At 36.5% G+C, this 24,513-nt stretch carries 25 protein-coding genes; 16 read left to right on the forward strand and 9 right to left on the reverse strand.

Annotated features, from left to right (window positions below; genetic code table 11):
• The coding region (locus WBM60_RS10490) for a methylmalonyl-CoA mutase family protein (protein WP_424283054.1) at positions 1-785 on the forward strand (785 nt) is incomplete at its 5' end.
• A gap of 67 nt (positions 786-852) precedes the next feature.
• Here WBM60_RS10490 and WBM60_RS10495 read toward each other — a convergent pair.
• On the reverse strand, positions 853-1,290 hold the full coding sequence (locus tag WBM60_RS10495) for a hypothetical protein (RefSeq protein WP_424262887.1): 438 nt from the start codon (positions 1,288-1,290) through the stop codon (positions 853-855).
• 119 nt (positions 1,291-1,409) lie between these two features.
• Between WBM60_RS10495 and WBM60_RS10500 the strand changes: the two genes are divergently transcribed.
• Complete coding sequence (locus WBM60_RS10500) at positions 1,410-1,859, forward strand: Lrp/AsnC family transcriptional regulator (protein WP_424278775.1); 450 nt, start codon at positions 1,410-1,412, stop codon at positions 1,857-1,859.
• A gap of 345 nt (positions 1,860-2,204) precedes the next feature.
• Positions 2,205-3,629 (forward strand): alpha/beta hydrolase, encoded by a 1,425-nt coding sequence (locus WBM60_RS10505; RefSeq protein ID WP_424280140.1) that lies wholly within the window; start codon positions 2,205-2,207, stop codon positions 3,627-3,629.
• On the opposite strand, the gene WBM60_RS10510 is transcribed toward WBM60_RS10505, so the two are convergent.
• Both WBM60_RS10510 and WBM60_RS10515 read right to left on the reverse strand, forming a co-directional pair.
• Complete coding sequence (locus WBM60_RS10510; RefSeq protein WP_424262883.1) at positions 3,616-4,353, reverse strand: DJ-1/PfpI family protein; 738 nt, start codon at positions 4,351-4,353, stop codon at positions 3,616-3,618. The two genes, WBM60_RS10505 and WBM60_RS10510, sit on opposite strands and share 14 nt — an antisense overlap.
• A gap of 5 nt (positions 4,354-4,358) precedes the next feature.
• Positions 4,359-5,567, reverse strand: a complete 1,209-nt coding sequence (locus WBM60_RS10515) for an MFS transporter (RefSeq protein WP_424262881.1) — start codon at positions 5,565-5,567, stop codon at positions 4,359-4,361.
• 207 nt (positions 5,568-5,774) lie between these two features.
• Between WBM60_RS10515 and WBM60_RS10520 the strand changes: the two genes are divergently transcribed.
• Positions 5,775-6,440 carry a DUF1684 domain-containing protein gene (locus WBM60_RS10520; protein ID WP_424262879.1) on the forward strand — a complete coding sequence of 222 codons (666 nt, stop codon included), beginning with the start codon at positions 5,775-5,777 and terminating at the stop codon, positions 6,438-6,440.
• Between the two features lie 70 nt (positions 6,441-6,510).
• Here WBM60_RS10520 and WBM60_RS10525 read toward each other — a convergent pair whose 3' ends face one another.
• The 4 genes from WBM60_RS10525 to crcB form a co-directional block, all read right to left on the reverse strand.
• Positions 6,511-7,680 (reverse strand): outer membrane beta-barrel protein, encoded by a 1,170-nt coding sequence (locus WBM60_RS10525; protein ID WP_424278773.1) that lies wholly within the window; start codon positions 7,678-7,680, stop codon positions 6,511-6,513.
• Between the two features lie 118 nt (positions 7,681-7,798).
• On the reverse strand, positions 7,799-9,052 hold the full coding sequence (locus tag WBM60_RS10530) for an ammonium transporter (RefSeq protein WP_424279423.1): 1,254 nt from the start codon (positions 9,050-9,052) through the stop codon (positions 7,799-7,801).
• A 27-nt stretch (positions 9,053-9,079) separates the two neighbouring features.
• On the reverse strand, positions 9,080-9,418 hold the full coding sequence (locus WBM60_RS10535; RefSeq protein WP_019668449.1) for a P-II family nitrogen regulator: 339 nt from the start codon (positions 9,416-9,418) through the stop codon (positions 9,080-9,082).
• Between the two features lie 281 nt (positions 9,419-9,699).
• The gene (gene crcB / locus WBM60_RS10540; RefSeq protein ID WP_424262873.1) at positions 9,700-10,071 is read right to left on the reverse strand and encodes a fluoride efflux transporter CrcB; all 372 of its coding nucleotides are present in this window, start codon (positions 10,069-10,071) and stop codon (positions 9,700-9,702) included.
• A 539-nt stretch (positions 10,072-10,610) separates the two neighbouring features.
• Here crcB and WBM60_RS10545 point away from each other — a divergent pair.
• Positions 10,611-10,997 carry a hypothetical protein gene (locus WBM60_RS10545; protein ID WP_424276507.1) on the forward strand — a complete coding sequence of 129 codons (387 nt, stop codon included), beginning with the start codon at positions 10,611-10,613 and terminating at the stop codon, positions 10,995-10,997.
• Between the two features lie 43 nt (positions 10,998-11,040).
• On the opposite strand, the gene WBM60_RS10550 is transcribed toward WBM60_RS10545, so the two are convergent.
• Positions 11,041-12,105: a branched-chain amino acid aminotransferase gene (locus WBM60_RS10550; RefSeq protein ID WP_424262869.1), complete on the reverse strand. Its 1,065-nt coding sequence runs from the start codon at positions 12,103-12,105 to the stop codon at positions 11,041-11,043.
• 108 nt (positions 12,106-12,213) lie between these two features.
• On the opposite strand from WBM60_RS10550, the gene WBM60_RS10555 reads away from it, so the two are divergent.
• From WBM60_RS10555 to WBM60_RS10595, 9 genes are all read left to right on the forward strand, one after another.
• On the forward strand, positions 12,214-12,717 hold the full coding sequence (locus WBM60_RS10555) for a DUF4920 domain-containing protein (protein WP_424262867.1): 504 nt from the start codon (positions 12,214-12,216) through the stop codon (positions 12,715-12,717).
• 1 nt (position 12,718) lies between these two features.
• Positions 12,719-13,387 (forward strand): tRNA (5-methylaminomethyl-2-thiouridine)(34)-methyltransferase MnmD, encoded by a 669-nt coding sequence (gene mnmD / locus WBM60_RS10560; RefSeq protein ID WP_424262865.1) that lies wholly within the window; start codon positions 12,719-12,721, stop codon positions 13,385-13,387.
• A 98-nt stretch (positions 13,388-13,485) separates the two neighbouring features.
• Positions 13,486-14,445, forward strand: coding sequence for a TIGR01777 family oxidoreductase (locus WBM60_RS10565; protein ID WP_424262863.1), 960 nt, complete (start codon positions 13,486-13,488; stop codon positions 14,443-14,445).
• A 136-nt stretch (positions 14,446-14,581) separates the two neighbouring features.
• Entirely contained in the window at positions 14,582-15,136 is a 555-nt protein-coding gene (locus WBM60_RS10570) for a nucleotide exchange factor GrpE (RefSeq protein ID WP_424262861.1), read from the forward strand.
• A gap of 15 nt (positions 15,137-15,151) precedes the next feature.
• The gene (dnaJ, locus tag WBM60_RS10575) at positions 15,152-16,264 is read left to right on the forward strand and encodes a molecular chaperone DnaJ (RefSeq protein ID WP_424262859.1); all 1,113 of its coding nucleotides are present in this window, start codon (positions 15,152-15,154) and stop codon (positions 16,262-16,264) included.
• Between the two features lie 536 nt (positions 16,265-16,800).
• Positions 16,801-17,736, forward strand: a complete 936-nt coding sequence (locus tag WBM60_RS10580) for an ABC transporter ATP-binding protein (protein WP_424262857.1) — start codon at positions 16,801-16,803, stop codon at positions 17,734-17,736.
• Entirely contained in the window at positions 17,729-19,066 is a 1,338-nt protein-coding gene (locus WBM60_RS10585; RefSeq protein ID WP_299160933.1) for an ABC transporter permease, read from the forward strand. Before WBM60_RS10580 ends, WBM60_RS10585 begins: the two co-directional genes overlap by 8 nt.
• A gap of 99 nt (positions 19,067-19,165) precedes the next feature.
• Complete coding sequence (locus WBM60_RS10590; protein WP_424260146.1) at positions 19,166-20,044, forward strand: DUF6268 family outer membrane beta-barrel protein; 879 nt, start codon at positions 19,166-19,168, stop codon at positions 20,042-20,044.
• A 10-nt stretch (positions 20,045-20,054) separates the two neighbouring features.
• Positions 20,055-21,218: a sigma-54-dependent transcriptional regulator gene (locus WBM60_RS10595; protein ID WP_424260144.1), complete on the forward strand. Its 1,164-nt coding sequence runs from the start codon at positions 20,055-20,057 to the stop codon at positions 21,216-21,218.
• Positions 21,219-21,266: 48 nt separating this feature from the next.
• Here WBM60_RS10595 and WBM60_RS10600 read toward each other — a convergent pair whose 3' ends face one another.
• Positions 21,267-21,959 (reverse strand): hypothetical protein, encoded by a 693-nt coding sequence (locus WBM60_RS10600; protein WP_424260142.1) that lies wholly within the window; start codon positions 21,957-21,959, stop codon positions 21,267-21,269.
• A 189-nt stretch (positions 21,960-22,148) separates the two neighbouring features.
• On the opposite strand from WBM60_RS10600, the gene WBM60_RS10605 reads away from it, so the two are divergent.
• Positions 22,149-23,030, forward strand: coding sequence for a PPK2 family polyphosphate kinase (locus WBM60_RS10605; protein WP_424283055.1), 882 nt, complete (start codon positions 22,149-22,151; stop codon positions 23,028-23,030).
• The gene (locus tag WBM60_RS10610) at positions 23,027-24,424 is read left to right on the forward strand and encodes a M28 family peptidase (RefSeq protein ID WP_424283056.1); all 1,398 of its coding nucleotides are present in this window, start codon (positions 23,027-23,029) and stop codon (positions 24,422-24,424) included. Before WBM60_RS10605 ends, WBM60_RS10610 begins: the two co-directional genes overlap by 4 nt.
• The last annotated feature ends 89 nt before the right edge of the window (positions 24,425-24,513 follow it).

Consider the following 24,513-nt stretch of genomic DNA (forward strand, 5'->3'; position numbering starts at 1 on the left):
CGGTGATTGGGAGGGTGGCTCGGAAGATTTGGGCCAAGGCCATGAAAGAGAAATATGGCGCAGATTCCAGGGCGCAAATGTTAAAATATCATATACAAACATCGGGTCGAAGTTTGCATGCCCAGGAGATTGATTTTAATGACATTAGAACCACTTTGCAGGCCCTCTATGCTATATATGACAATTGTAACTCATTGCATACCAATGCATACGATGAGGCTATTACTACCCCAACGGAAGAATCAGTCCGAAGGGCAATGGCGATTCAATTGATTATTAACAAGGAATTAGGTCTTACCAAAAATGAGAATCCGCTGCAAGGATCTTTTATTATTGAAGAACTTACAGATCTTGTAGAGGAGGCTGTTTTGCTTGAATTTGATAGAATTACCGAGCGTGGAGGTGTATTGGGTGCAATGGAAACTATGTATCAAAGATCCAAAATACAGGAAGAAAGTATGCACTATGAGACATTGAAACATACGGGTGAATATCCAATAATTGGTGTAAACACTTTTTTAAGCTCTTCAGGATCTCCTACTATACTCCCTGCTGAGGTTATTCGAGCTACTGACGAGGAAAAACAGCAACAAATCAATACTTTACAGGCTTTGCAAATACGAAATAAGTCAATTGTTCAAAAACAGTTGAAAGAGCTGCAGGAAGCAGCCATTAGGAACGAAAATATATTTGAAAAACTTATGGAGGTCACTAAAGTTTGTTCGTTAGGACAAATTACACACGCATTGTTTGAAGTAGGAGGACAGTATAGAAGAAATATGTAAAGTCTATTCAGGAATTATCCGGAATTCAAATTCAGTAGACCAATGTATTGGGCCTTATAGAGCTTGTTTAGTAACCCATATAATCATTGAACCCCCAGCTTGAACCGCCACCATTTTTACCAATAGATTTTCTCCATTTCTTAAAAGATCTTCTAAAACTATGGATTTCCTTCCGAAGTAATTCCACATATTCCCTTTCCTTTAGTCCATCATTTTCCAGTCCGTTGCAATAGGAAATAATATTCCTAATCATAATATTGATAAATGAAGCACTTTTCATTCGAACGGCATATGATTCAGTTGATTCTGCCTGGGCAATCTGTTGTGGGATCAAAATGGCATCAGTAAGTAAAGAGTCCGCAATATGATCTCTCAGACTATTAGACTGGTACAATTTCATTAAATCCTTGTTCTGGGAAACAAACGAGGCAATTTCTCTGCTCATACTGCAGAGTTCCATTGCTTTTCGGTAAACCGGTAAGGTTCTTAAGTTTTTGTAGGGCATTTTCTTTTTTAGCAAAAATTCTACATTAAAGTTACGTTCAAATTTTAGATATCATCTTTAAAATAGAAAGTAATTTTGTATTTTAGCTTTATAAATTAATTAATTAATCATAATTTACTTTGAATAACAAAATAGATGACTTAAACTGGCACATCCTAAGACTACTTCAGGAGAATTCAAGGCTGTCCTTGTCAAATATTGGAAGAAAAGTGGGGTTAACTCCACCGGCAGTGGCGGAGCGTGTCAAAAAAATGGAAGACCTTGGTATTCTTGAAGGTTTTAATGCAAAAGTATCCTATACCCTCGCAGGTTATCAACTAAAAGCCATTATTACATTAAGAGCTTTTATGGGTAAATTAAAACCTTTTCTGGAGATGGTTCAGAAGCTGGAGGAAGTTATTAATTGTTACCGGATTACGGGTGATGAGAATATAATAATGGAGGTAGTTCTTAAGGATCAGGCTCATTTGGAAAGATTTATCGATGAACTCATTAGATATGGCGAAACACGGACACATATAATACTGTCTGATGTGGTTTCTGATGCACCAATAAAGCGGCTAAAATAACGTTAGTTAATTGAGTTTTGAATATTGTAAAAGAGTCGTCTTTATTGTTGTCTGAATAAGATTTAATAAAAGTATTTTAATTCAGAATTAATATCTTTTTTAAGAATTTATATTAAAAATTATCGATTCAGCAGTATTTTATTACCGGACATCCGGGTGCCGGAAATAAATAGTTTTGAATATTTGTTCTTGAAGGATTTAATTGCTTAATTTAACTATATGATGTAATTGGGATGTATTATCTATTAGTACTCCATCATTCACTCTAAGAAAGGTTTTTGTATAACTTTGAGCATTTGTAGAATTCTCAACTATTTTGGCCGGGTTTTTGATCATTTCAGAAATATGAAGCAAGTTTTATTTCTTCTTTTATTTGTAGTCTTTGCTTATTCAGGCAGTTCACAAACAAGACAGGTAGTATTTAAAAAGGGAAGGATTATAGATTCTATCCCCATCAACGATTCAATTTCCGAAACATATAAATTATATCTTCCTAAAAAGTTTGAAGGCAAGGGTACATGGCCCATCATATTTGTTTTTGACTTGGAAGGCAAAAATAGCCAGGCATTAAACATATTTAAGGTCGCAGCAGAAGAACAAGGATTTCTACTGGCTTCGTCTAATGATATTAGTGATACGCTTTCAATCACTAAAAATGTTCTAATTACCAGCAGGCTTGTTCAGGAGGTTGGAACACTTTTCCCTTTAAACAGCAATCGAGTATATACTGCAGGCTTTTCATCCGGAGCTAAGTTTGCCTCGCTTGTACCTTCTTTTATAAAAGTGGTTGATGGTGTAATTTCTTGTGGATCATTTGTCCCAAGTGTTGAATTATTAGACGAGAAAAAACCTTTTTACTTTGTGGGAATTGTAGGGAATGAGGATTTTAATTATCCGCAAATGTTACAGGGCCGGGAATTGTTGAACAAATTGAAATTTCCCAATGACCTATTGGTGTTTGATGGCGGTGAACAATGGTCAGATTATAGTCTTATAGACAAGGCATTAAAGATACTTACACTTTCCGCTATAGCTAAAGGGAATGTAGGTAAAGACGATGAATTTGTCATGAATAGTTATCGCCAAAATTTAGAAGAACTTAAACTACTAATTAATTCAGGTCAGTTATTAAAAGCATATAATTTACAAAGTGAAATGATCTCCATATACAGGCCCCATCTGGAAGTTGATTCCTTGAGGGAGCAACTTAAAATTCTGAAAAAAGAAAATATATACAGAGCTCAAAAACGAAATTTGAATAACATTCTTCTTCGGGAATCATTTATAAAAGACGACTATAACTATAATTTAATTGAAGATTTGTCTGCCCTGAACTACAATAATCTGGGATGGTGGAATTATCAGATGGGGGAACTCAAAAAATATGATAATAAGCCGGATCCTTTCGAACAACAAATGGGAAAACGATTATTGGGATATCTCAATGCACTTATTGAAGATAATATAGATATTGAAAAGGAGCAGCCAGTAGTTAATGACGAAGCGTTAAGTTTTCTATGGATGTTGAAAACTATTACTGAACCTATGGCTTATTCTTATTACTTAAAAATTATATCTGATAGTTCTAAATATGAAGATTTTGGCACGGCCTTATTTTATCTGGAAGAATTGTTAAAAAATGGCTATGAGGACAAGAACCGCCTTTATTCATTAGAGCATACAGCGCTCCTGAGAATTATGCCCGAGTTCAATGCCATAGTTAATAAGTACCTGAAGGGATCTCGTTATGATGCCATTATTGAGGAATAATTTTTTTAATTAAATTAAGGTCCCAGTCAATTACTAATCCTTTGGCCAGAGACTTAGTCACTTCTTTCCCATAAAGGTGCTCGCAAAGATATAGAGAGGCCTCGAAGCTTTTCGCCCCGCCTGCAGAAGTAATGTATTTACCATCGTGAACAAACAGTACGCTGTCCTTTACTTTTAGAAAAGGAAACATCTGTTTGTATTTTGGAATGTCACTGGGAAAAGTGGTAGAGGTAACCTTGTCTAACAAACCGGCTTTAGCCAGAATAAACGCACCATCACAATGTGAAGTCATAAATAACGCATTCCTGTCCACCCTTTTTACAAAATTAAGCATGGCGGTATCTTTTAAATCTGAATCCAGATGGTGTTCTGCACTTGGAATTACAAGTATATCTATAGGTGGAAGGGAATCCTTTAAGTAATCAAAATCCGGTAAAATCCGAAGCCCCTCAAAAGTAGTAATTGGTTCTAAAGTATTAGCCACGGTAAAGGTATTCATGGCCTTAATACCTTCCCTGTATTTTGTGTGCTGAAAAATGTCATATGGGGCAGTAAATTCTGTATTATAGGTGCCATCCATAATTAAGAAGGCAACATTATAATTATCAGGATGTAATTCAATTGTTCTTTTAAGAATGTTTCCTGAAGCTTTGGAATCATTCTTTTTTTCGAAGCAACCTGAAACCAAACCTAAAAGTAACAAGAGGGATAGAATTTTTTTCATAGCTTTTACTTTCGGGAATTTCTTAGAAGTACTTTTTTCAATAACAAAAGTAGCAAAATGCCAAGTAAACCTACAAAAGTTGCCAAATACCAGGTGGTTTTAAAACCAAGCCTGGCAATAGATATCATCCCGGAATTATGTGCGAAAATGTGAGAAATTGAAAAGGCAATACTGTAAAGGGCCATATACTCTCCTTGTCTGCCTCTTTTTGCTCTATCCATGGCAAACGCATTTGAGAATGGGAACGCTATCATTTCTCCGAGAGTCATCAATAACATCCCTATAACAAGGACGCCAATCCATGTTGTAAAATTTAGTATCAGAAGACTGAAAGTAACAAGCATTAAACCAATTATCATATTGGATATTTTGGATAAAGACCTTGTTTCCAAAAACTTTATAAGGGGCATTTCAAAGACAAATATTATGAAGCCATTCATGGCTAAAAGCAAACCTATTTGAGTTTCATTTAATGCGTGTTCATCGTTATAATAAATAGGGATTGTGGAAAAGTACTGCACAAACACGAATCCGAACAGGACCATTGAAATAATAAACACCAAATACGGCACATCTTTATATGCAGACAACGGCATTTTATTTTCGACGCTATCAAGGATTTTTACCTTCTTAGGATTCAGGAGGACTAATAACAATATGCCGGCTGCCATACAGGTAAGGCCATCTACCCAAAATAGCCCGCTATAACCTAAAGTGCCTATAATTAAACCGCCAAGAGCAGGTCCGGCAGAAAATCCAAGATTTATTGCAAGGCGAATAAGTGTTACTGAGCGTGTTTTGTTTTCAGGCTTACTATATGCACTAAGGGCCACAAATGTTGCGGGTCTGAATGCATCCGCTATAATCATTAATACAAAGATGCCTCCACAAATTGACCAAAACGAAACAAGATATTGAAGGGTAATAAAAAGTATCCCGGTCAATATAAGACTTACAAGCATAACCTGATATGAACCAAAAAGATCTGTTAATTTACCTCCCAGCCAGGAGCCAATTAGCGATCCTAACCCAAAACAACTCATAATAATACCTACATTCTCAAGAGTGAAACCGAGATCCTGGGTAAGATAAAGTGACAAAAAGGGGATGACCATTGTCCCCGCTCTGTTTATAAGGGTTATTAAAGACAGCCACCAAACCTCTTTGGATAATCCCTTAAATGAATTTATATAGCTGTTATATACTGATCTCATTCTGTCTAAATCATAAAAAAGCCTGACATATCTGCCAGGCTACCCGCTATTAAATAGCATTGATTCTAAAGCCAGCAGCAATGATTCCTTCGGTTAGGATAAACTATTACCGTCCTTTGAATTAATGATCTGTTCATATTTTAAGTCTTAAAGGATAAAAATATATAAAAAAAAGAGATATTGTATTTTTGAACCAAATATCTATCTATGAAAAAAAATCTTTTGCTGGGAATCATGTGTTTATATGTGGGCCTTTCGGGATGCGCAGATAAACGCAAATATCACGATACCATAAAGTCCGGAATAGCATCGGATAATTCAGAGATGGTTAAGGAGATTTTATTATTTCAAAAGGAACTCAATGAAGAATTTAAGAACCCGGAAACTTCTCCATTGCCAGACAGGTATCGAAAGGATTTTGAGGGTTTGGATTTCTTTCAACCGGATACTTCTTTTAGAGTAATAGCTTCCCTGGAGCGGACGGTGGATGCAATTCCTTTTATGATGCCTACTACTACTGATCGCCTTTCTGAAGAGGTAGTATTCGGGCTGGTAAATTTTACTATAAAAGGGAAAAACTATAGTCTTGAAGTTTATCAAAACCTGGAGTTGATGGAAACCGCAGAATATGAAGATTATCTTTTTCTGCCCTTTTTGGATAATACGAACGGTGAAGAGACTTACGCCGGCGGTCGCTATCTGGATTTAGCTATTCCTGAAGGTAATTCAATAATACTTGATTTTAACAGGGCTTATAATCCTTATTGTGCATATAATAAGAAATATTCCTGCCCTATTGTACCAAAACGAAATAACCTGGATACCAAAATTAAAGCAGGGGTGAAAAGCTTTAAACATAAGTCAAATAAATAGGCCCCGATGTATTACCATCAGGGCCGGCATTTATATAACTAAACAAAACAAACCAAACTAATTTTTCTATCTAGAACGCAAATACAGCAGCCAATAAGAAAGAAGATAAGTTTTTAGACGTTTCTAAATCTTTATTTAAAAATAAAAATGAGTCATCTGAAGCGTTGTCAAATCTTATTTCCGGAATTATCCTAAGATATTTGCCTATGGTCACATTTCCTGAAAGTGTGACGGCGAATACGCTAGAATCTTCAACTCCTGTTCCAATGGCGCCAAAATCCCCAACTTCTTGAAAATATTCACCTCTTAAACCAAGGGTAAAGGTCTCAGAAAATGTGTATTGCGGGTATAAGGCTGCCCCCCAAAATCCAAGATCGCTTGGTGTGTCTTCATCAAACCCGACATCCCCCGTATCCTGGTATGTGGCATTAATTCCCAAAAAGAAGTCTTCTCCAAAATTAAATCCACCAGTATAATCTACCTGGAAGAGTCCCTGAATGTCGGGTTCTACAATGGCTCCATCGTTGACAATTTTGTCAGCCCCTTGTTTTCCGTACAAGAAGTTAAGGAATTGACCTGCATAGCTTATCTGGGCTCCAAAACTAAAATCGCTTTGCCGGGAAGCAGATGTAAAATCGGTTTGATTCATAATGGCAACCATTGCCGACCAGTCATTTCCTAAATCAAAATCTGCTTTCAGACCATTGTGGGAAAACGGTCCGTAAGAGAACATATAAGAAGTGCTATAGTTAAAGTTGGCAACCGGTGAGATTACCTCATAACCCAAAAATGTGTTCCAATTTCCTAAGGTAAGTGTCACCTTATCACTGACATTCCAATAGACATATAACTGGTTAATGATGCTGGTAGGTCCTGAATCGTTAAATACAGCATCTTCACCTCTGGGTCCAAATACCAGGTCGGCTACAAAACCTACTTTTTCGCCTTCGTATCCTGCTATTAGATTAACCATACCAAGTGCAAAACCGCTATTATTGGCGAATGATGAACCGGGTGCGCTTGGAGATATTTCGCCTATTTCCTCACCACCTTCTACAATGGGCACTACGCTGTTTAATCCGTTGAAATTTGTGCGATAATACGCGTCAACAGAACCACTAAATGTGATTTTCTTTTTTTCTTCTTCCTCTTCCTCCTGCGCAAATGCAGTTGATCCGAGCAGTAGCAATGCTAAAAGAAAGAGATTTTTTATGTAACTTGTATTTGTAAATAATTTCATAATTCAATGTTTTTGAGATTCCCGTTTAGGGAACGCGTTAAATGTTATAAATTGATTTATTTGAAAATTTTACATAACGGAGCGTTCTGCCAAACGCTCCGTTAATTTTTTCATCTTATTACTGTTCACTCATTCTAAAGTCGGCGTAGGCATCCATTCCGTGTTCGGCCAGGTCCAACCCGTCTATTTCTTCTTCTTTAGGGACTCTTATTCCTACTGTTTTCTTAAGTGCAAAAATGATTATGAAGGCCGAGATACAGCAGAATGCGCCCACTGAAGCAACTCCGGTTAATTGATAAATTAACTGTTGTCCTCCGGCCAAATCTCCAAATATTCCTACTGCAAGTGTTCCCCAGATTCCGCATATAAGGTGTACGGTAACTGCTCCAACAGGGTCATCTAATCGAATCCTGTCAATTAGAGCCACGCCAAGTACGATTATCACACCAGCTATAAGACCTATAACTACTGCCTCGTTCGGCGACATTAGGTCAGCACCAGCCGTAATACCTACCAGCCCTCCCAATATGCCGTTTAGGAACATAGTTAGGTCCATATTCTTATACATAATGGTAGACAAAACTGCGGCTCCAACACCACCGGCAGCTGCGGCCAAACAGGTAGTTACAAGTACAAGCGATGTAGTAGCCGGGTCTGCAGATAAAACAGAGCCACCGTTAAAACCAAACCAACCCAACCATAGGATTAAAACACCCGCTGTCGCCATTGGAATACTATGGCCCGGGATAGCATTTGGTTTCCCATCCTTACCAAATTTCCCTATTCTGGCTCCCAAAAGGTAAATGGCTATTAAAGCGCCCCATCCACCAACGGAATGTACCAGAGTTGAACCTGCAAAATCATAAAAACCTCCTTCTTCTCCACCTAATGTGGACAGGAATCCGCCACCCCATTGCCATGAACCGGCTATAGGATAAATAAGGCCAACGTATATGATTGTGAAAATCATAAAAGGACCTATTTTAATACGCTCGGCAACCGCTCCAGAGACAATTGTTGCGGCTGTGGCTGCAAACATTCCCTGGAACAGAAAATCTGTCCACCAGGTATAACCTCCATCGGCGTATTCAGCCGTCATGCCATTATCAGGGGCGTCAATACCAAAACCTGCAAATTCGAAAATACCCATCGAACCTTCTTCAAATCCGGGGTACATTAAATTAAAGCCACCTATATAGTACAATAGCAATCCTGCTGTGATAATAAAGATGTTTTTAAAAAGTATATTAATTGTGTTCTTTTGTCTGGTGAGGCCAATTTCTAAAAAGGCGAACCCTGTATGCATAAAAAATACAAGGGCGGTACATACCATCATCCAAACATTATTAGCTGTAAATAATCCTGCTTCCATTTCTTTTAAGTATTAGTTAGTTACTTTTTAGTTAATCCCGGCATGGCCGTTTTCCTTGGTTCTTATTCTATAAGCTTGCAGGACATCGGAAACAAAGATCTTACCATCACCCACATTACCTGTGTAGGCAGCTTCCAGCACTGTGTTTACAGTTCTTTCAAGAAATTCGTCAGACACGACTATTTCCAGATACCTTCTTTGGATGTCTGTGGTACTGTATGAAATACCCCGATAGACATGTCCCTGTTTTTCATTTCCTACTCCAGTTACATCCCAGTAACTAAAGAAATTTACCTCAATCTCATGAAGTGCATTTTTTACATCATCAAATTTGGATTTCCTAATAATTGCTTCAACTTTTTTCATTTGTAAATTTTAATGTTGATCGCGGCAAATATATGTTAAATAAATTAACACCCTAAAAAAAATAGGGGTAGTGTTGTAATTTTTATAATAAATATAATTTGACCCCACTAATTTTAAGGGTATACTATTAAAAACTTTAAAAAATGTTTATTTGATGATTTTGTGAGGGAGTATTAACTAAACTTGTAGGAAAGTAAAAAAGCCTGACCATTTTTAATAAAACGGTGAGGTAATAAGAATGCTATTCTAAGGATAAAAAAGTGTTTGAATTTCTGAAACGATTATACTAACCTGGAAAGCCAAAGTCCAAATACAATCGCGAGAACGCCCACTGTAATACTACTTAAAGTATAAAAGGAAAAGTGCAGCAATTGACCGGATTGCAGCAATCCATGATTTTCTAAAGTAAATGCAGAAAAAGTAGTAAATCCTCCACAGAATCCTGTAGACAGGATGAGGATTTGATCTTTTGAAAGTAGATTTCCTTTCAATGATGTGCCCAGAAGAAAACCAATTATCAGGCAACCAATAATATTAACCAGGAATGTGCCAAGGTAAAAATTTTGAAAATAATCGTTGAAAGTTTTGGCAATAATAAAACGAAGAAAGCTACCAAACCCACCTCCGATAAAAACAAGTAAAAATTGTTTCATACCCTAAAGGTAAAAAACTAAATGGCTTTTTTGTACTTGGTTGGATTTAAATCCAGAGGATAAATTTTGGTCAGGGATTGATCTGAAATACTTTTTCGCAACTTACTTACTCTCTGTCTTGCGTTTGTTACGCTAAAGAATAAAAGTGCAGCATTAATAAGTATTAGAACAAAAAATATAGTTAAAAAAGTGGTCATTTGAAAATAATGATATAATTGGTTAACGCAAAATTACTTCTTTTCTTGTATTATACGAATGAAAAGCTAAAATTGTTGTGATTCACTTAATTTTTGTGGTGTTCTCAGTAATTACGTTAATTTTTGAGGATGTACTTAATTGCAAATAAGAATATTACGAATATTATAAAGACAATTCCCACCCACTTTACACCACGGTAATTTTTTGCATGTAGTTTTTTGTCTTTTCGATAAGAAAATATTAGGATCAATGTGAATAACAAAATGAAAAATACCGCAAATGCCACTTGTCCTGTGCTAAACATATTTATTATTTTTACGCAAAACTAAAACAAAAAATCCATGAAAAAGAAAATTGCTTCTGTTGAGCTTTTTCACAAATCTTTTGGCCTTGGAGTGTCCCACTCGATGAAAGCGGATCTGGGCGCAGCAAAGAACAAATTGCGATTCAACCTAATGGATGAAGAAAATAAAGAATATTTTGAGGCAGCCCAAAATAATGATTTGGCGGAGGTAGCCGATGCTTTAGGGGATATGCTTTATATTCTTTGTGGAACTATCCTTGAACACGGTATGCAATATAAAATTGAGGAAGTGTTTGAAGAGATACAGCGTAGCAATATGAGTAAATTGGGAAAAGATGGTAAGCCTATTTACAGGGAAGATGGTAAAGTGCTAAAAGGGCCAAAATATTTTAAACCAAATATTCAGGCTATTCTTGATAAATAAAATGGACACTAATTTTTAGTGCCCATTTCTTTTCATTGGATTACTATACTTTATACCTCCAACCGAATTTATCCTCAATCTTATTATATTGAATATTCAATAGTTGTTGCTTGAGTATTGAAGCGTACGAATTTTCAATTTTTGGTAATTCATAGCGTTCCTCTTTATAACCAAAGCCCAGAATTGGATTAATCACCGCCGCTGTTCCACTGCCAAACATTTCTTTTAGTGTATTATTCTTTATGCCATCAACCAGCTCAGATACTTTTATAGGTCTTACTTCTACTTCAATTCCCCTGTCTTTTGCTAATTCAATGATACTTTTTCTGGTTATACCATCTAAAATTCTATCGCCGGTAGGACAGGTAATGAGTTTGTTATCCAGTCGAATAAAAATATTCATTGTGCCGGCCTCTTCAATGTACTCATGCGTGCTGGCATCTGTCCAAACCACTTGTTGAAACCCTTCTTCCTTTGCCAGGTTGGTTGGATAAAATTGACCTGCATAGTTGCCTGCTGCTTTTGTAAAACCAAATCCACCATCTGCGGCCCTGCTAAATTTTTCGGCAATCTTAACTCTTACTTCACCTCCGTAGTAGGATTGTGCGGGAGAGCAAATAATAATAAATTTATATTCCTCAGAGGGAGAAGCAATAATACCAGCTTGCGTAGCTATAACAAAAGGACGGATATACAAAGAATTACCTATCCCTGGTTTAATCCACTTTTCATCTATTTGTAAAAGCTTTTTAAGGCCATCAAAAAAATACTCTTCAGGAAATTCAGGCATTGCAAGCCGGACACTTGATTTATTTATGCGCCTGTAGTTTTCATCCGGTCTGAATAACCACACACTACCTTCATCATCCTTGTAAGCTTTCATCCCTTCAAAAACTGCCTGACCGTAGTGAAATACCCTGGAGGAAGGTTCCATTTGCAAGGGCTGATAAGGAATTATTTTGGGCGTTTCCCATGCACCATTCCTATAATCACAGACGAACATATGATCTGTGAAATATGCGCCAAAAGGAAGATGATCAAAATTAACCTTACTAATCTTAGATGTTTCAGCCTTCTGAACTATCAGGTTTTTTGCTACTGTATCCATTGAAATCTCGTTTTCTAAGATTAAAATTAAACAATTATCACCTTTCATGTCTTCTTTTTTCAAGGAAAAATCACCAGTTTTGTAGATGGATCATAAATATTATTAATAATGAAAAGTTTTAACATATTACTTGTGTTTTTAGTACTCTTAGTGGGTTGTAAGAATAAGGACAAGCCATCTGAAGTAAGCGAAAATGGTCAGAGTGAAAGGAATTTTGCTTCATTTGGTAAATTCATTGACTATAAAGGTGCTATTGGCAGCGAAGATATGCTAGATAAATTCCAGTTGCTTAAGGAAGCAGATACTCTGGAAACAAAGTTTTCAGCCACAGTTACTGATGTCTGTAAATCTAAAGGATGCTGGATGAAACTGAATTTGAAAAATGGAGAGGAGGTAATGGTGAAATTTAAAGATTATGGCTTTTTTGTTCCTATGGATATAGAGGGCAGGGAAGTTGTTGTAAATGGTATTGCTTTTGTTGATAACATGAGTGTTGAAGACCAAAGGCATTATGCCGAAGATGCCGGGGAATCACCAGAAGATATCAGGCAGATTAAAGAACCTAAAAAAACCTTTGAGTTTGAGGCAGATGGAGTGCTAATAGGGCAATAAGTTGATAAGAAAGATAATTACCACCGGAGATGGTTCTAAAACCATCCAAATAGAGGATTGGAACGAGCAATATCATTCCATACATGGGGCTGTAAATGAGGCATATCACGTTTTTATTGATAAAGGCTTTTCATATTTGACCAATGAGGCCATAAGTATTTTGGAGATTGGTTTTGGCACAGGTCTTAATGCACTCATTACATTGATTGAGGCTGAAAAGAGTAACAGACAAGTTGATTATACGGGCATTGAGGCATATCCCATAACTAATGAGGAAATATCACAATTAGATTATATTGAAACTTTAAAAGCTGATGCTTTTAGAGAGGCCTTTTTTGAAATGCATAAAAGTGCCTGGGGGGGCAAAATAGGGCTAACTCCATATTTTTCGTTTAACAAACAAAAAAAGGACTTCCAGGAAATTTCTGACCGTAATCTTTACGACCTTATTTATTTCGATGCCTTTGGAGCAAGGGTACAACCGGAACTTTGGACAGAAATAATTTTTGATAAGATGTACAATGCGCTTACTGAAAATGGAATTTTAGTAACCTATTCGGCCAAAGGAAGTGTAAGAAGAGCCATGCAAGCCGTTGGCTTTGTCGTTGAAAGGTTACCCGGACCACCCGGTAAAAGGGAAATGCTAAGAGCCTTAAAAGTCTCTGGATAAACCAATTTCAACAATAATTCATAAACGATACTGTTAAATCCAAATTAAACCTGATTGTCACAGGTGTAAAAACCAATATCTTTAGCCAAAATTATGCGATGAAAGTTTTAATCACTGGGGCCACTGGATTAATAGGCGGTGCGATAACCGATTTATGTCGTGAAAAAGGGTATTCAGTAAATTATCTTACTACTGATAAGTCCAAAATAAAAAACGAACTAAATTATAAGGGATTTTATTGGGAACCAAAGACCAACGAGATTGATGTAAATTGTTTTGAAGGAGTCACGGCAATCATCAATTTGGCCGGTGCTAGTATTGCCAAAAGATGGTCTAAATCTTATAAAAAGGAAATTCTGTCGAGCAGAGTAGATAGCTTAAAGACACTTTATTTTGCTCTTAAAAGTCTTAATCTGGAAGAAAGTATATCATTTATTTCGGCATCTGCCATAGGTATCTACCCAAATTCCTTATCTAATTTTTATACAGAAGAATCAACAAACCTGGATGCTAGTTTTTTAGGGGAAGTAACTGAGATTTGGGAAAAAGAAATTGATAAATTTCAGGCACTTAAATGTACTGTCACCAAAATACGGATAGGCCTTGTTCTGTCATCGGAAGGTGGGGCTTTGCCAAATATGGCCAATGCGGTAAGAAGATATTTAGGAGCCTCATTTGGTTCAGGTGAACAATGGCAATCTTGGATCCATGTAAACGATCTTGCCCGAATGTTCTTATATACAGTCGAAAACAGATTGTCTGGTGTTTATAACGGAGTTGCACCAAACCCAGTTACCAATGCAAAAATGGTTAAAGAACTGGCCAAGGTCCTTGAGAGACCCTTGTTTTTACCTAATATTCCTCAATTTGTAATGAGACTTATTCTAGGTGAGATGTCCTATCTGTTATTCGTTAGTCAGCGTGTAAGCAGTAAAAAAATAGAAAAAAAAGGCTTTATTTTTAAATTTAATAATATTTGCAGAGCGCTGGAAAATATATACTTAGAGGAAGTTAATGAGGATAATACGGATGATGTATTAGCCAAAGAATATATATAGATTTAACAAAGATAAAGGTAGCTGCCTTTTAAACATCCTTCAATCAGGGTGTTTTTTTTTGTGACATTTTGACATTTTTGAAGAATTGGCAGTACTTTTGCCATCCTAAAATGAGTTTTATATAAAGCTATATCCAATGAATACAGAAGATAAGTCAGAAGAGATAAATGAAATGACTCCCGAGGAGCAGGCAGAGCTGGATTTGGAATCAGATGATAATGAGCACCAGGAGGAGATAAAATCCATTGAAGAGCAATTACAGGAAGATCTGAATAATGAAAAAGATAAGTTTTTAAGGCTTTTTGCGGAGTTTGAAAATTACAAAAAACGTACTTCGAAAGAACGTATGGACCTTTTTAAAACCGCGGGTCAGGAGGTTATAGTAGCCCTCTTGCCTATCATGGATGATTTTGACCGGGCTTTAAAGGAGATATCTAAGTCTACGGATAAAGAATTGTTTAAAGGGGTTGATCTTATTAGTAACAAATTTAAAGAAACGCTTAAATCCAAGGGCTTACAGGAGATAACAACCAAAGAAGGCGATGCTTTTGACGCTGAAGTGCACGACGCAATTACTCAGATACCTGCCCCTAGCAAAAAGCTAAAAGGTAAAATCATAGATGTTGTTGAGAAGGGATTTAAACTTGGAGATAAAATAATCCGACATCCAAAAGTAGTTGTTGGAAATTAAATTTACAAAAGACTTATGAAGCAGGATTTCTACGAAATATTGAGTATTTCCAAAAATGCCACAGCAGCCGAGATCAAAAAAGCATATCGCAAGAAAGCCATAGAATTTCACCCGGATAAAAACCCCGGAGATGACAAGGCAGAAGAAATGTTTAAAAAGGCAGCTGAGGCTTATGAAGTTTTGAGTGATCCTGATAAGAAAGCCAGATATGATCAATATGGGCATGCTGCATTTGAAGGAGGCGGTTTTGGCGGTGGAGGTATGAATATGGAGGATATCTTTAGCCAATTTGGCGATATTTTCGGCAGTGCATTTGGGGGTGGATTTGGAGGATTTGGAGGTTTTAGTGGCGGTCAGCGAAGGATGAAAGGCAGTAATTTGAGAATTCACGTCAGCTTAACCCTTGAAGAGATTGCTCATGGTGTAGAGAAAAAGGTTAAAGTAAAGCGCAAAAAGCAGGCGGCCGGTGTGACCTATAAAACGTGTGCTACATGTAATGGTGCAGGGCAGGTAACAAAAATAACCAATACAATTCTGGGTAGGATGCAAACGGCAGCTACCTGCAGCAGTTGTGGCGGAAGTGGTCAAATAATAGATAATAGACCAAATGATGCTGACGCTCAGGGCTTGAAAATAGTTGAAGAGACAGTTTCTATAAAAATACCTCCAGGTGTGGAGCAGGGCATGCAGTTAAAGGTATCCGGAAAGGGTAACGAAGCTCCTGGTGATGGAATATCGGGAGATTTGCTGGTTGCAATAGAGACCTTGGAACATGGAACCTTAAAAAGGGAAGGTGATAATTTGCATTATGATTTATATATAAGTATTTCGGATGCCGTTTTGGGTACAACAAAGGAGATAGATACCGTAACCGGTCAGGTTCGTATTAAATTAGAATCCGGGATTCAATCGGGCAAGATTTTAAGATTAAGGGGAAAAGGTATTACCAGTATTAATGGTTATGGAACAGGGGATCTTTTAGTACACGTGAATGTCTGGACCCCAAAGGAACTAAATAAGGAACAACGCGAATTTTTTGAGAAGATGCAGAATAATGAGAACTTTGAACCTAAACCTGAAAAATCGGATAAATCCTTTTTTGAAAAAGTAAAAGATATGTTCTCTTAACGAATTAAAGTTTTCTTTTTAAATAAAAAACGTATATTTGAATCAATATTGGGAAACCAATATTAATTTTCTTTTTCATAGCAATTTTTTTCCCATCCTTAATCCTTTTAAGGGTGGGTTTTGTTATTTATGGGGTTAGACGACATAAAACACTGCTCTTATTTTTAATATAAAATTGATTTTGAGTCGATTAATTCTCCGGATGAAATATTAATGATCTTTGATCTTATCAGAAATTTTAGATCTATTATCATTACTCATGTGCACTATTGGATGGCATAATAGGAATGATTGCTATAAGCTTTTATCCGCTCTTCAATGGCGCTAAAAACAAAATACTATGAATTTCAAAACCATTTTAATGCATTTCTATATCTTTGAATCCTATTAAGAGCCAATAATAGTATATGATAAATTCAAAGCTTAGAAATATCGTATAAACTGTAATTGTAATTTGTTCTATTTTATCTTTCTTAATTCAATACTCATTTTGAACAATTTACAGATACAATCAAAATGTAAAAAAAATTGCCTGAATGAATGATATCCTTGTTGCTAATAATGTTACTAAAAAATTTGGCAACCAAATTGCGCTAAATAATGTTTCTCTGGTAATACCAAAGAATAGTATTTATGGACTCTTAGGTCCAAATGGCGCTGGTAAGACTACCTTAATAAGGATAATAAATCAAATTACCTTTCCAGATTCCGGTGAAGTTATTTTTGATGGAGAATTACTGCAGCCCCATCATATTGCAAGTATTGGTTATCTTCCGGAAGAGAGGGGTCTTTATAAAAGCATGAAAGTTGGCGAGCAGGCGCTATATCTTGCACAGCTTAAGGGATTGAGCAAATCCGATGCAAAACAGAAGCTCAAGTATTGGTTTGATAAGTTCGAGATAGGTGATTGGTGGAATAGAAAAATTCAGGAACTTTCAAAAGGTATGGCGCAAAAAATTCAGTTTATTGTAACAGTTTTGCATGAGCCTAAACTCCTTATTTTTGATGAACCTTTTAGCGGCTTCGATCCAATAAATGCCAATATTATAAAGGATGAGATTATTAAGCTAAAGGAAAAAGGGACATCTATTATTTTTTCAACTCACAGAATGGAATCTGTTGAAGAATTATGTGAATATATTGCCCTGTTGCACAATGCGGAAAAGATTTTGGACGGGAGGCTTGTTGATATCAAAAAACAGTACAAAAACAATATGTTTAGGGTTGGGCTGGAATTGGAAAATGGAGAAAATTTTTTAAAACTGATTTCGGATAAATTTGATATTTCCTCTTCACACTATGATGTAAACAGCAAACAATTAGATTTTACGGTTCAATTGCCTACAGATGATACCAGATCTTTTTTGGCATTGCTGTCTTCAAAGTCAAGCATAAATAATTTTGTAGAGACGATCCCTACGGCTAATGATATTTTTATTCAAACAGTACAACGCAAAACTGACCATGAATAAATTATTTCTTATCATTAGGCGCGAATATCTTGCCAAAGTTCGAAACAAATCATTTGTGATCATGACTTTTCTGAGTCCTATTCTGATGGTGGGAATGATCGTACTTATTGCTTATCTCACCAAGATAAACGATAGTCAGAAAAGAATAATTGCGGTATTTAATGAAAGTAATTATTTCTCTACTGACTTCAATACTACTGAAAGAACTTCCTATATTTTTTTTAAAGATATATCATTGCAAGCCGCTAAGGATTCTACATTAAGTCTTGGTTTTTCCGGTCTACTGCATATTCCTAAACGGAGCGACCTCGAAGAGGTAGCCCAAAATTCCTACTTTTATTCAAAAGATGCGCCAAGTAATATCGTTCTGGATCCTTTAGAAGATATATTTGAGGAACGCTTAAGACAAAGAAAACTTATTGATATTGGGGTTTCTACAGAGGAATTTACTACAATAAATGACAGATTCGAAATTAATATAGCCACCTTTACCGGGGAGCAGAATATAAAGGGAATAAATGAAATGAAAGCCTTTATAGGCGGCGGTTTTGGTTATTTGATAATGATGTTCATTATAATTTATGGTGGTTTTGTGATGCGCAGTGTTATTGAAGAGAAAACGAGTCGTATTATTGAAGTAATAATCTCATCAGTAAAACCATTTCAATTAATGTTAGGTAAAATTATCGGGACTTCCCTGGCGGGAATAACGCAATTTGCAATCTGGATAATATCTGCATCCTTATTACTGTTTGGGGTATTTTTGGTTTTTGGAATAGATCTGACTGGGCTTAGTGATCCGTCAGCCATAACCACTAATCCTATGAGCAGTATGTCTCCCATGCCAACGACAACAAATGCGATGCAATTGTATGCACTTGAATTTCTGCAGATACCTTGGTTTATGCTTATTTCTCTGTTTTTGGTGTATTTTATTCTCGGTTATTTAATTTATAGCTCTATTTATGCGGCTATAGGGGCTGCAGTGGATAACGAGACTGATACTCAACAATTTATTTTTCCAATTATACTGCCTTTAATGTTAGCCATATATGTTGGATTCTTTTCTGTATTTAGTAACCCCAATGGTCCTATTGCTGTTGGGTTTTCTCTATTTCCATTAACATCACCAATTGTTATGCTCATGCGCTTACCCGGGGGGATTGGAGAAGGTGGAGTTCCATTGTGGCAAGTAATTTTATCCATTGTATTTTTAATTGTAACTTTTATTGGTATCGTATGGCTTGCAGCTAAAATCTACCGGGTGGGAATTTTAATGTATGGTAAAAAACCTACCTATAAAGAGCTATACAAATGGCTGAAATACTAAACATGCAAGATCCCTTGCCCGCTCAATATGTTCATTTACTTAAACATTAAACACTTTAAATTAAATGATAAATTTATATAGTAAGTCTGGAATAATAAAATGGTAAAACGTATTGGTTTATTCTGGTGTTTACTTTTAGTAAGTGGAATTTGTTTTGCGCAAAGTACAGATATTTTGAGGGTGGAATATACTTCGCTCCCGAGAGAAGAAACGGGTAATACCGCATCCCGTTACCGATTTTTACTAAATGTTCCTGTTAAAGTTGGTTTCGATAAGTATCTGGTGCTTGGTGGCGAGTTTAATCTAATTGATTTTGAAATCACTAAGGAATATCCATTCGATGCCAGTGAGTTGAATACCCTTTATGTTATTGATCTCAATGTCGGTTATATTTTTAAGCTGAATGAAGACTGGCGATTTGTGGGTATTGTAACTCCCAGAATAGCATCTAATTTGGTAAATGGCCTTCAGGGAGATGACTTTTTATTAAATCTTACTGCAACTATATGGAAGGAAGAGAAGGATATTGATAAACCCTATAGATTAATTTTGGGACTTACTTATAATAGTACCACCGGTCTTCCTTTTCCCCTGCCACTTATAAATTATCACAAACGGTTTCACAGGTCCTGGTCGTACTCGCTTGGAATTCCCAGAACAGATTTCAGATATCACTTTAAAGATAAACACACCCTACAAATGGCATTATTTTTGGACGGTTACTTTGTAAATGTCCAAAATGACATTCTTTTACCTGACGGGGAATTCGGATCCTCTGTTTCGCTTTCGGCCATAGTTAGTGCCATAGGCTACCAGTATAATATTAATAAACGAATGTCTTTTTATGGGATTGCCGGGGTTACGCTAAACCAGCAAGGGCTATTGAGAAATGATAATAGGAAAAAAGTTTATACTTTAAATGAAAAAAACGCTGGAGGTTTTTACTGGAAAGCAGGATTTAAAATTTCAATTTTTTAATAATAAAAACATGTCAAAAATACTGGTAATAGAAGATGAAGCAGCTATCCGAAGGGTTTTAGTTAAGATTTTATCTGAAGAAAGCGAAATGTATGAAGTGGATGAGGCAGAAGATGGTTCAATTGGTCTGGAGATGATTAAAAAAACAGACTATGACCTTGCCCTTTGTGATATAAAAATGCCTAAAATGGATGGTGTTGAAGTCTTACAGGCAGCAAAAAAAATAAGACCCGAGATACCATTTATTATGATTTCAGGACATGGTGATTTAGATACTGCTGTAAATACAATGAGATTAGGGGCCTTTGACTACATCTCCAAACCACCTGATTTAAACAGACTTCTCACAACAGTGCGGAATGCGCTGGATAAGAAGGAACTTGTTCAGGAAAACAAGAGCTTAAAGAAAAGAGTTAGTAAAGGTTATGAAATGATTGGGCAAAGTAAGGAGATTACCACGATCAAGGATATGATAGATAAGGTAGCACCAACAGATGCAAGAGTTTTAATCACCGGATCAAATGGTACCGGTAAGGAACTTGTAGCCCATTGGTTACATGAAAAAAGTGATCGTAGTGGAGCACCATTTATAGAAGTAAATTGTGCGGCAATCCCTTCAGAATTGATTGAAAGTGAATTATTTGGTCACGTAAAAGGGGCCTTTACTTCGGCGGTCAGGGATAGAGCCGGTAAATTTGAGGCCGCGAACAAAGGGACCATCTTTTTGGATGAGATAGGAGATATGAGCCTTTCAGCTCAGGCTAAAGTACTTAGGGCTTTACAAGAGAGTAAAATCTCTAGGGTTGGCACCGACAAAGATATTAAGGTCGATGTTCGCGTAATTGCCGCAACAAATAAGGATCTTCAGCATGAAATTGCCGAAGGAAAATTTAGGGAAGATCTTTATCATCGTCTGGCTGTTATACTCATCAATGTACCATCATTGAATGATAGGAGGGAAGATATTCCACTCCTAATAGATCATTTTGCCTCCAAAATTGCCTCTGAGCAAGGCGTAGTGACCAAAAAGTTTACCAAAAAAGCTCTTGAGCTTTTGAAAAGTTATGATTGGACTGGTAATATTCGCGAATTAAGAAACGTGGTGGAACGCTTAATCATACTTGGTGGTACAGAAATTACTGAAGAAGACGTTAACCTGTTTGCGAGTAAATAGCAGATTTAGAAAGAAGTAAATAAAGTACTCTCAGGAAATCCTTTAGCATTATTTATTGCAATCCTTTAATTTATCAAGTGCAAGTGCTGTAATTTGTTTTGTTCTTAAATTGTAATACTTTTTGGCTTCGGTAAGTTTCGGTTTTAGAAGTTCCTGTTCACAATGGGTGTAAATTTTACTGGCAAACTCATAGGCCTCTTTGCATTCTACGCTGTTGACGACTTCGTTAAGAGAATTTTGGTAATTTACGAGCGAAAGATCAATTTTTCTTTCCAATTCCTTGCCCACAGGCATAATCATACTTAATTTTTCTTTTTCTGCAGTTTTTGTGTTCATGACCAGCATATCATTGTCATAAAGACTTTCCCGGTGTTCATCGTGTTCCTTAATGGCCTCAAGGCTTCCTAAAGAGTTATCCAAAGCTCGTGTTAAAAGTATTTTAGCGCTGTTTAAGGAAGAGACTCTTGTAGCCATCTTTAGGTTATCCAAGCCTTCATAAATACTCTCTTTAGCATAATCGCAACCGCAAGCTTCAATTTGCTCTTTCGATTTTTCAATGGCATTAAGGGCTTTGTAAGCAAAGAAACGCGAAGAATTAAGGTCTTCAGCAGCAAGAGCTCGTTCTGTCTGGGATTTGATGTACCCAATATTCGAACCAGCATATTCACATGCCTTGGTCATATCAAAAGAAGACATGCTGAAAAGTACAAGGAACATCAGAATGGCACACAGTACCTTCATAGTTTAAAGTATTGGTTATGTAAGATTTAGGCATTGTAAAGATAAAGAGAGTCATCCCCGGCACCTTATTTATTCGTTTAATTGACCGGTCTTTCCTGATTAAAGGTCGAATGGCACATTATTAAGGATAAAAGGTTATTTTTAAATTTGAGCCTTTATTAGGACAACAAAATATTATATATTCAACCCATGAAGAAAATCGATATAGCCTCCTATAAAGTAGTTTCTGATATAAAATTAGAAGATCTCAATACTTGGGAAAATCTTGATAGCACAGACAAGGAACTCAAAAAAAACCTGGAAAAATTACGTGAAGATTTAGGCGATTTTCAAAATACACTTTACGCGCATGGCAAATACGCGGTCCTGATTTGTTTTCAGGGGATGGATACTTCTGGTAAGGACAGCCTGATTCGTGAAGTGTTTAAAGATTGCAATGTTAGAGGAGTGGTTGTACATAGCTTTAAAGTACCAACAGAACTTGAGCTGGATCATGATTATATTTGGAGACACTATATTGCGCTCCCGCCAAAAGGAAAATTTGGAGTATTTAACAGAACCCATTATGAAAATGTATTGGTAACTAAGGTCCATCCAGAGTATATTTTAAGCGAGAATATTCCAAATATAAATACGGTGACAGATATTGATAAATCATTCTGGGACCAACGGTATAAGCAGATTAATGATTTTGAACGCCATATCACAGAAAATGGAACCCTTGTTTTTAAATTCTTTTTAAACATTTCTAAAGAGGAACAAAGACAGCGATTGTTAAGGAGATTACGTCTGCAAGAAAAAAATTGGAAATTCTCACCCGGCGATCTTAAAGAGCGCAATCTTTGGGATAAATATCAGCAGTGCTATGAGGAAGCCATTAACAGAACGTCTAAAACCAATGCACCGTGGTTTGTGATTCCCGCAGATAATAAGAGTGCCTCGAGATTAATTGTAGCCACTATTTTGCTGGAATCGTTAAAAAAACACAAAGATATTAAGGAACCAGAGCTTGATGATAAAATAAAGGCTAATATTGAAACCTATAAATCCCAATTAGAAAAAGAACAATGAAAAATTTAGGCCTACTACTTCTATTAATGGTTGGACCTATTTGGTCGCAAACGGATGACAAAGAACAGTTAAAAGCTCTTTATAATACATCACTTACTCAAGGTAAGGCCTATGATTGGCTGAATTATTTATCCAATCAGATTGGGGGTCGACTTACAGGTTCGGTGCAGGCTGAACAAGCTGTTGAGTATACCAAACAAAAATTGGATTCCCTTGGACTGGATCGCGTATGGTTACAACCTGTAATGGTTCCTAAATGGGTAAGAGGTGTACCAGAATTTGCCTTTATTGAAAGTAAACCGGGAATTACGAATAATGTGCCTATTTGTGCGTTGGGCGGTTCTGTTGCCACCCCTGCCGGAGGTATAAAGGCGAATGTTATTGAAGTAAGAGGCATTGAAGAATTGGAAAAGCTCGGGCGTAGTAAAATTGAAGGTAAAATTGTCTTTTTCAACAGGCCAATGGACCCAACGAATATTAAAACACATGAATCCTACTCAGCTGCTGTGGATCAAAGGTCTTCAGGAGCTAAAGAAGCTTCAAAATATGGAGCTGTAGGAGTTATTGTTCGTTCCATGAGCCTTCGCCTGGATGATTATCCGCATACAGGAGCAATGAACTATGGAGAAATCCCTTTAAATAATAGAATTCCTGCAGCTGCCATAAGTACAAATGGTGCTGAATTGTTAAGCACTACATTGAAACTTAATCCGGAGATAAAATTTTATTTTAAACAAAATTGCAGGCAACTTCAGGATGTTCAGTCTTACAATGTTATTGGAGAGATAAAGGGTAGTACATATCCCGAAGAAATAATAGTAGTTGGCGGCCATCTTGATTCCTGGGATCTTGGAGATGGTTCCCATGATGATGGCGCCGGCTGTGTTCAAAGTATGGAAGTTCTACGCTTACTAAGAATAACAGGATATATCCCTAAGCGAACAATCCGTGTGGTACTTTTTATGAATGAAGAAAACGGTTTAAGAGGTGGAAATACCTATGCAGAGATTGCATTAAATAAAAAAGAGAAACATGTATTTGCCTTAGAAAGTGATTCTGGCGGTTTTACACCTAGAGGTTTTTCTTTTGACTGCCAGGAAACCGATTTTGCCAAAATTTTACGGTGGAAACCTCTTTTTGAGCCATATCTAATTCATTTGTTTGAGAAAGGAGAAAGTGGTGCTGATATTGGTCCTTTAAAAAATGACCAAATTGTACTTGCAGGATTAAGTCCTGATTCACAGCGGTATTTTGACTATCATCATACGGAGATTGATACCTTTGAACATGTTAATAGACGTGAACTGGAACTTGGTGCAGCCACAATGGCCAGTTTAGTATATCTGTTTGATAAATATGGAACAAGTGCAACAAATTTGGAAGGTGGCACATAATACTTCCCCACTATTTCTATTTTACTTTAAAATAGGGGCTTTAAGAAGGATAAAATGCACACCTGTCTATTAAAATTTATTACCTTTGC

The organism is Eudoraea sp. (genome assembly GCF_049669105.1).
GTDB lineage: Bacteria > Bacteroidota > Bacteroidia > Flavobacteriales > Flavobacteriaceae > Eudoraea.

Coding starts and splice junctions, on each gene's coding strand:
- WBM60_RS10525 (WP_424278773.1), bottom strand. CDS start 7,680: ATGAAATTATTTACAAATACAAGTTACATAAAAAATCTCTTTCTTTTA.
- WBM60_RS10530 (WP_424279423.1), bottom strand. CDS start 9,052: ATGGAAGCAGGATTATTTACAGCTAATAATGTTTGGATGATGGTATGT.
- WBM60_RS10515 (WP_424262881.1), bottom strand. CDS start 5,567: ATGAGATCAGTATATAACAGCTATATAAATTCATTTAAGGGATTATCC.
- WBM60_RS10505 (WP_424280140.1), top strand. CDS start 2,205: ATGAAGCAAGTTTTATTTCTTCTTTTATTTGTAGTCTTTGCTTATTCA.
- WBM60_RS10600 (WP_424260142.1), bottom strand. CDS start 21,959: ATGAAGGTACTGTGTGCCATTCTGATGTTCCTTGTACTTTTCAGCATG.
- dnaJ (WP_424262859.1), top strand. CDS start 15,152: ATGAAGCAGGATTTCTACGAAATATTGAGTATTTCCAAAAATGCCACA.
- WBM60_RS10495 (WP_424262887.1), bottom strand. CDS start 1,290: ATGCCCTACAAAAACTTAAGAACCTTACCGGTTTACCGAAAAGCAATG.
- WBM60_RS10580 (WP_424262857.1), top strand. CDS start 16,801: ATGAATGATATCCTTGTTGCTAATAATGTTACTAAAAAATTTGGCAAC.
- WBM60_RS10565 (WP_424262863.1), top strand. CDS start 13,486: ATGAAAGTTTTAATCACTGGGGCCACTGGATTAATAGGCGGTGCGATA.
- WBM60_RS10535 (WP_019668449.1), bottom strand. CDS start 9,418: ATGAAAAAAGTTGAAGCAATTATTAGGAAATCCAAATTTGATGATGTA.
- WBM60_RS10585 (WP_299160933.1), top strand. CDS start 17,729: ATGAATAAATTATTTCTTATCATTAGGCGCGAATATCTTGCCAAAGTT.
- WBM60_RS10595 (WP_424260144.1), top strand. CDS start 20,055: ATGTCAAAAATACTGGTAATAGAAGATGAAGCAGCTATCCGAAGGGTT.
- WBM60_RS10510 (WP_424262883.1), bottom strand. CDS start 4,353: ATGAAAAAAATTCTATCCCTCTTGTTACTTTTAGGTTTGGTTTCAGGT.
- WBM60_RS10570 (WP_424262861.1), top strand. CDS start 14,582: ATGAATACAGAAGATAAGTCAGAAGAGATAAATGAAATGACTCCCGAG.
- crcB (WP_424262873.1), bottom strand. CDS start 10,071: ATGAAACAATTTTTACTTGTTTTTATCGGAGGTGGGTTTGGTAGCTTT.
- WBM60_RS10545 (WP_424276507.1), top strand. CDS start 10,611: ATGAAAAAGAAAATTGCTTCTGTTGAGCTTTTTCACAAATCTTTTGGC.
- WBM60_RS10605 (WP_424283055.1), top strand. CDS start 22,149: ATGAAGAAAATCGATATAGCCTCCTATAAAGTAGTTTCTGATATAAAA.
- WBM60_RS10590 (WP_424260146.1), top strand. CDS start 19,166: ATGGTAAAACGTATTGGTTTATTCTGGTGTTTACTTTTAGTAAGTGGA.
- WBM60_RS10550 (WP_424262869.1), bottom strand. CDS start 12,105: ATGGATACAGTAGCAAAAAACCTGATAGTTCAGAAGGCTGAAACATCT.
- WBM60_RS10520 (WP_424262879.1), top strand. CDS start 5,775: ATGAAAAAAAATCTTTTGCTGGGAATCATGTGTTTATATGTGGGCCTT.
- WBM60_RS10555 (WP_424262867.1), top strand. CDS start 12,214: ATGAAAAGTTTTAACATATTACTTGTGTTTTTAGTACTCTTAGTGGGT.
- WBM60_RS10610 (WP_424283056.1), top strand. CDS start 23,027: ATGAAAAATTTAGGCCTACTACTTCTATTAATGGTTGGACCTATTTGG.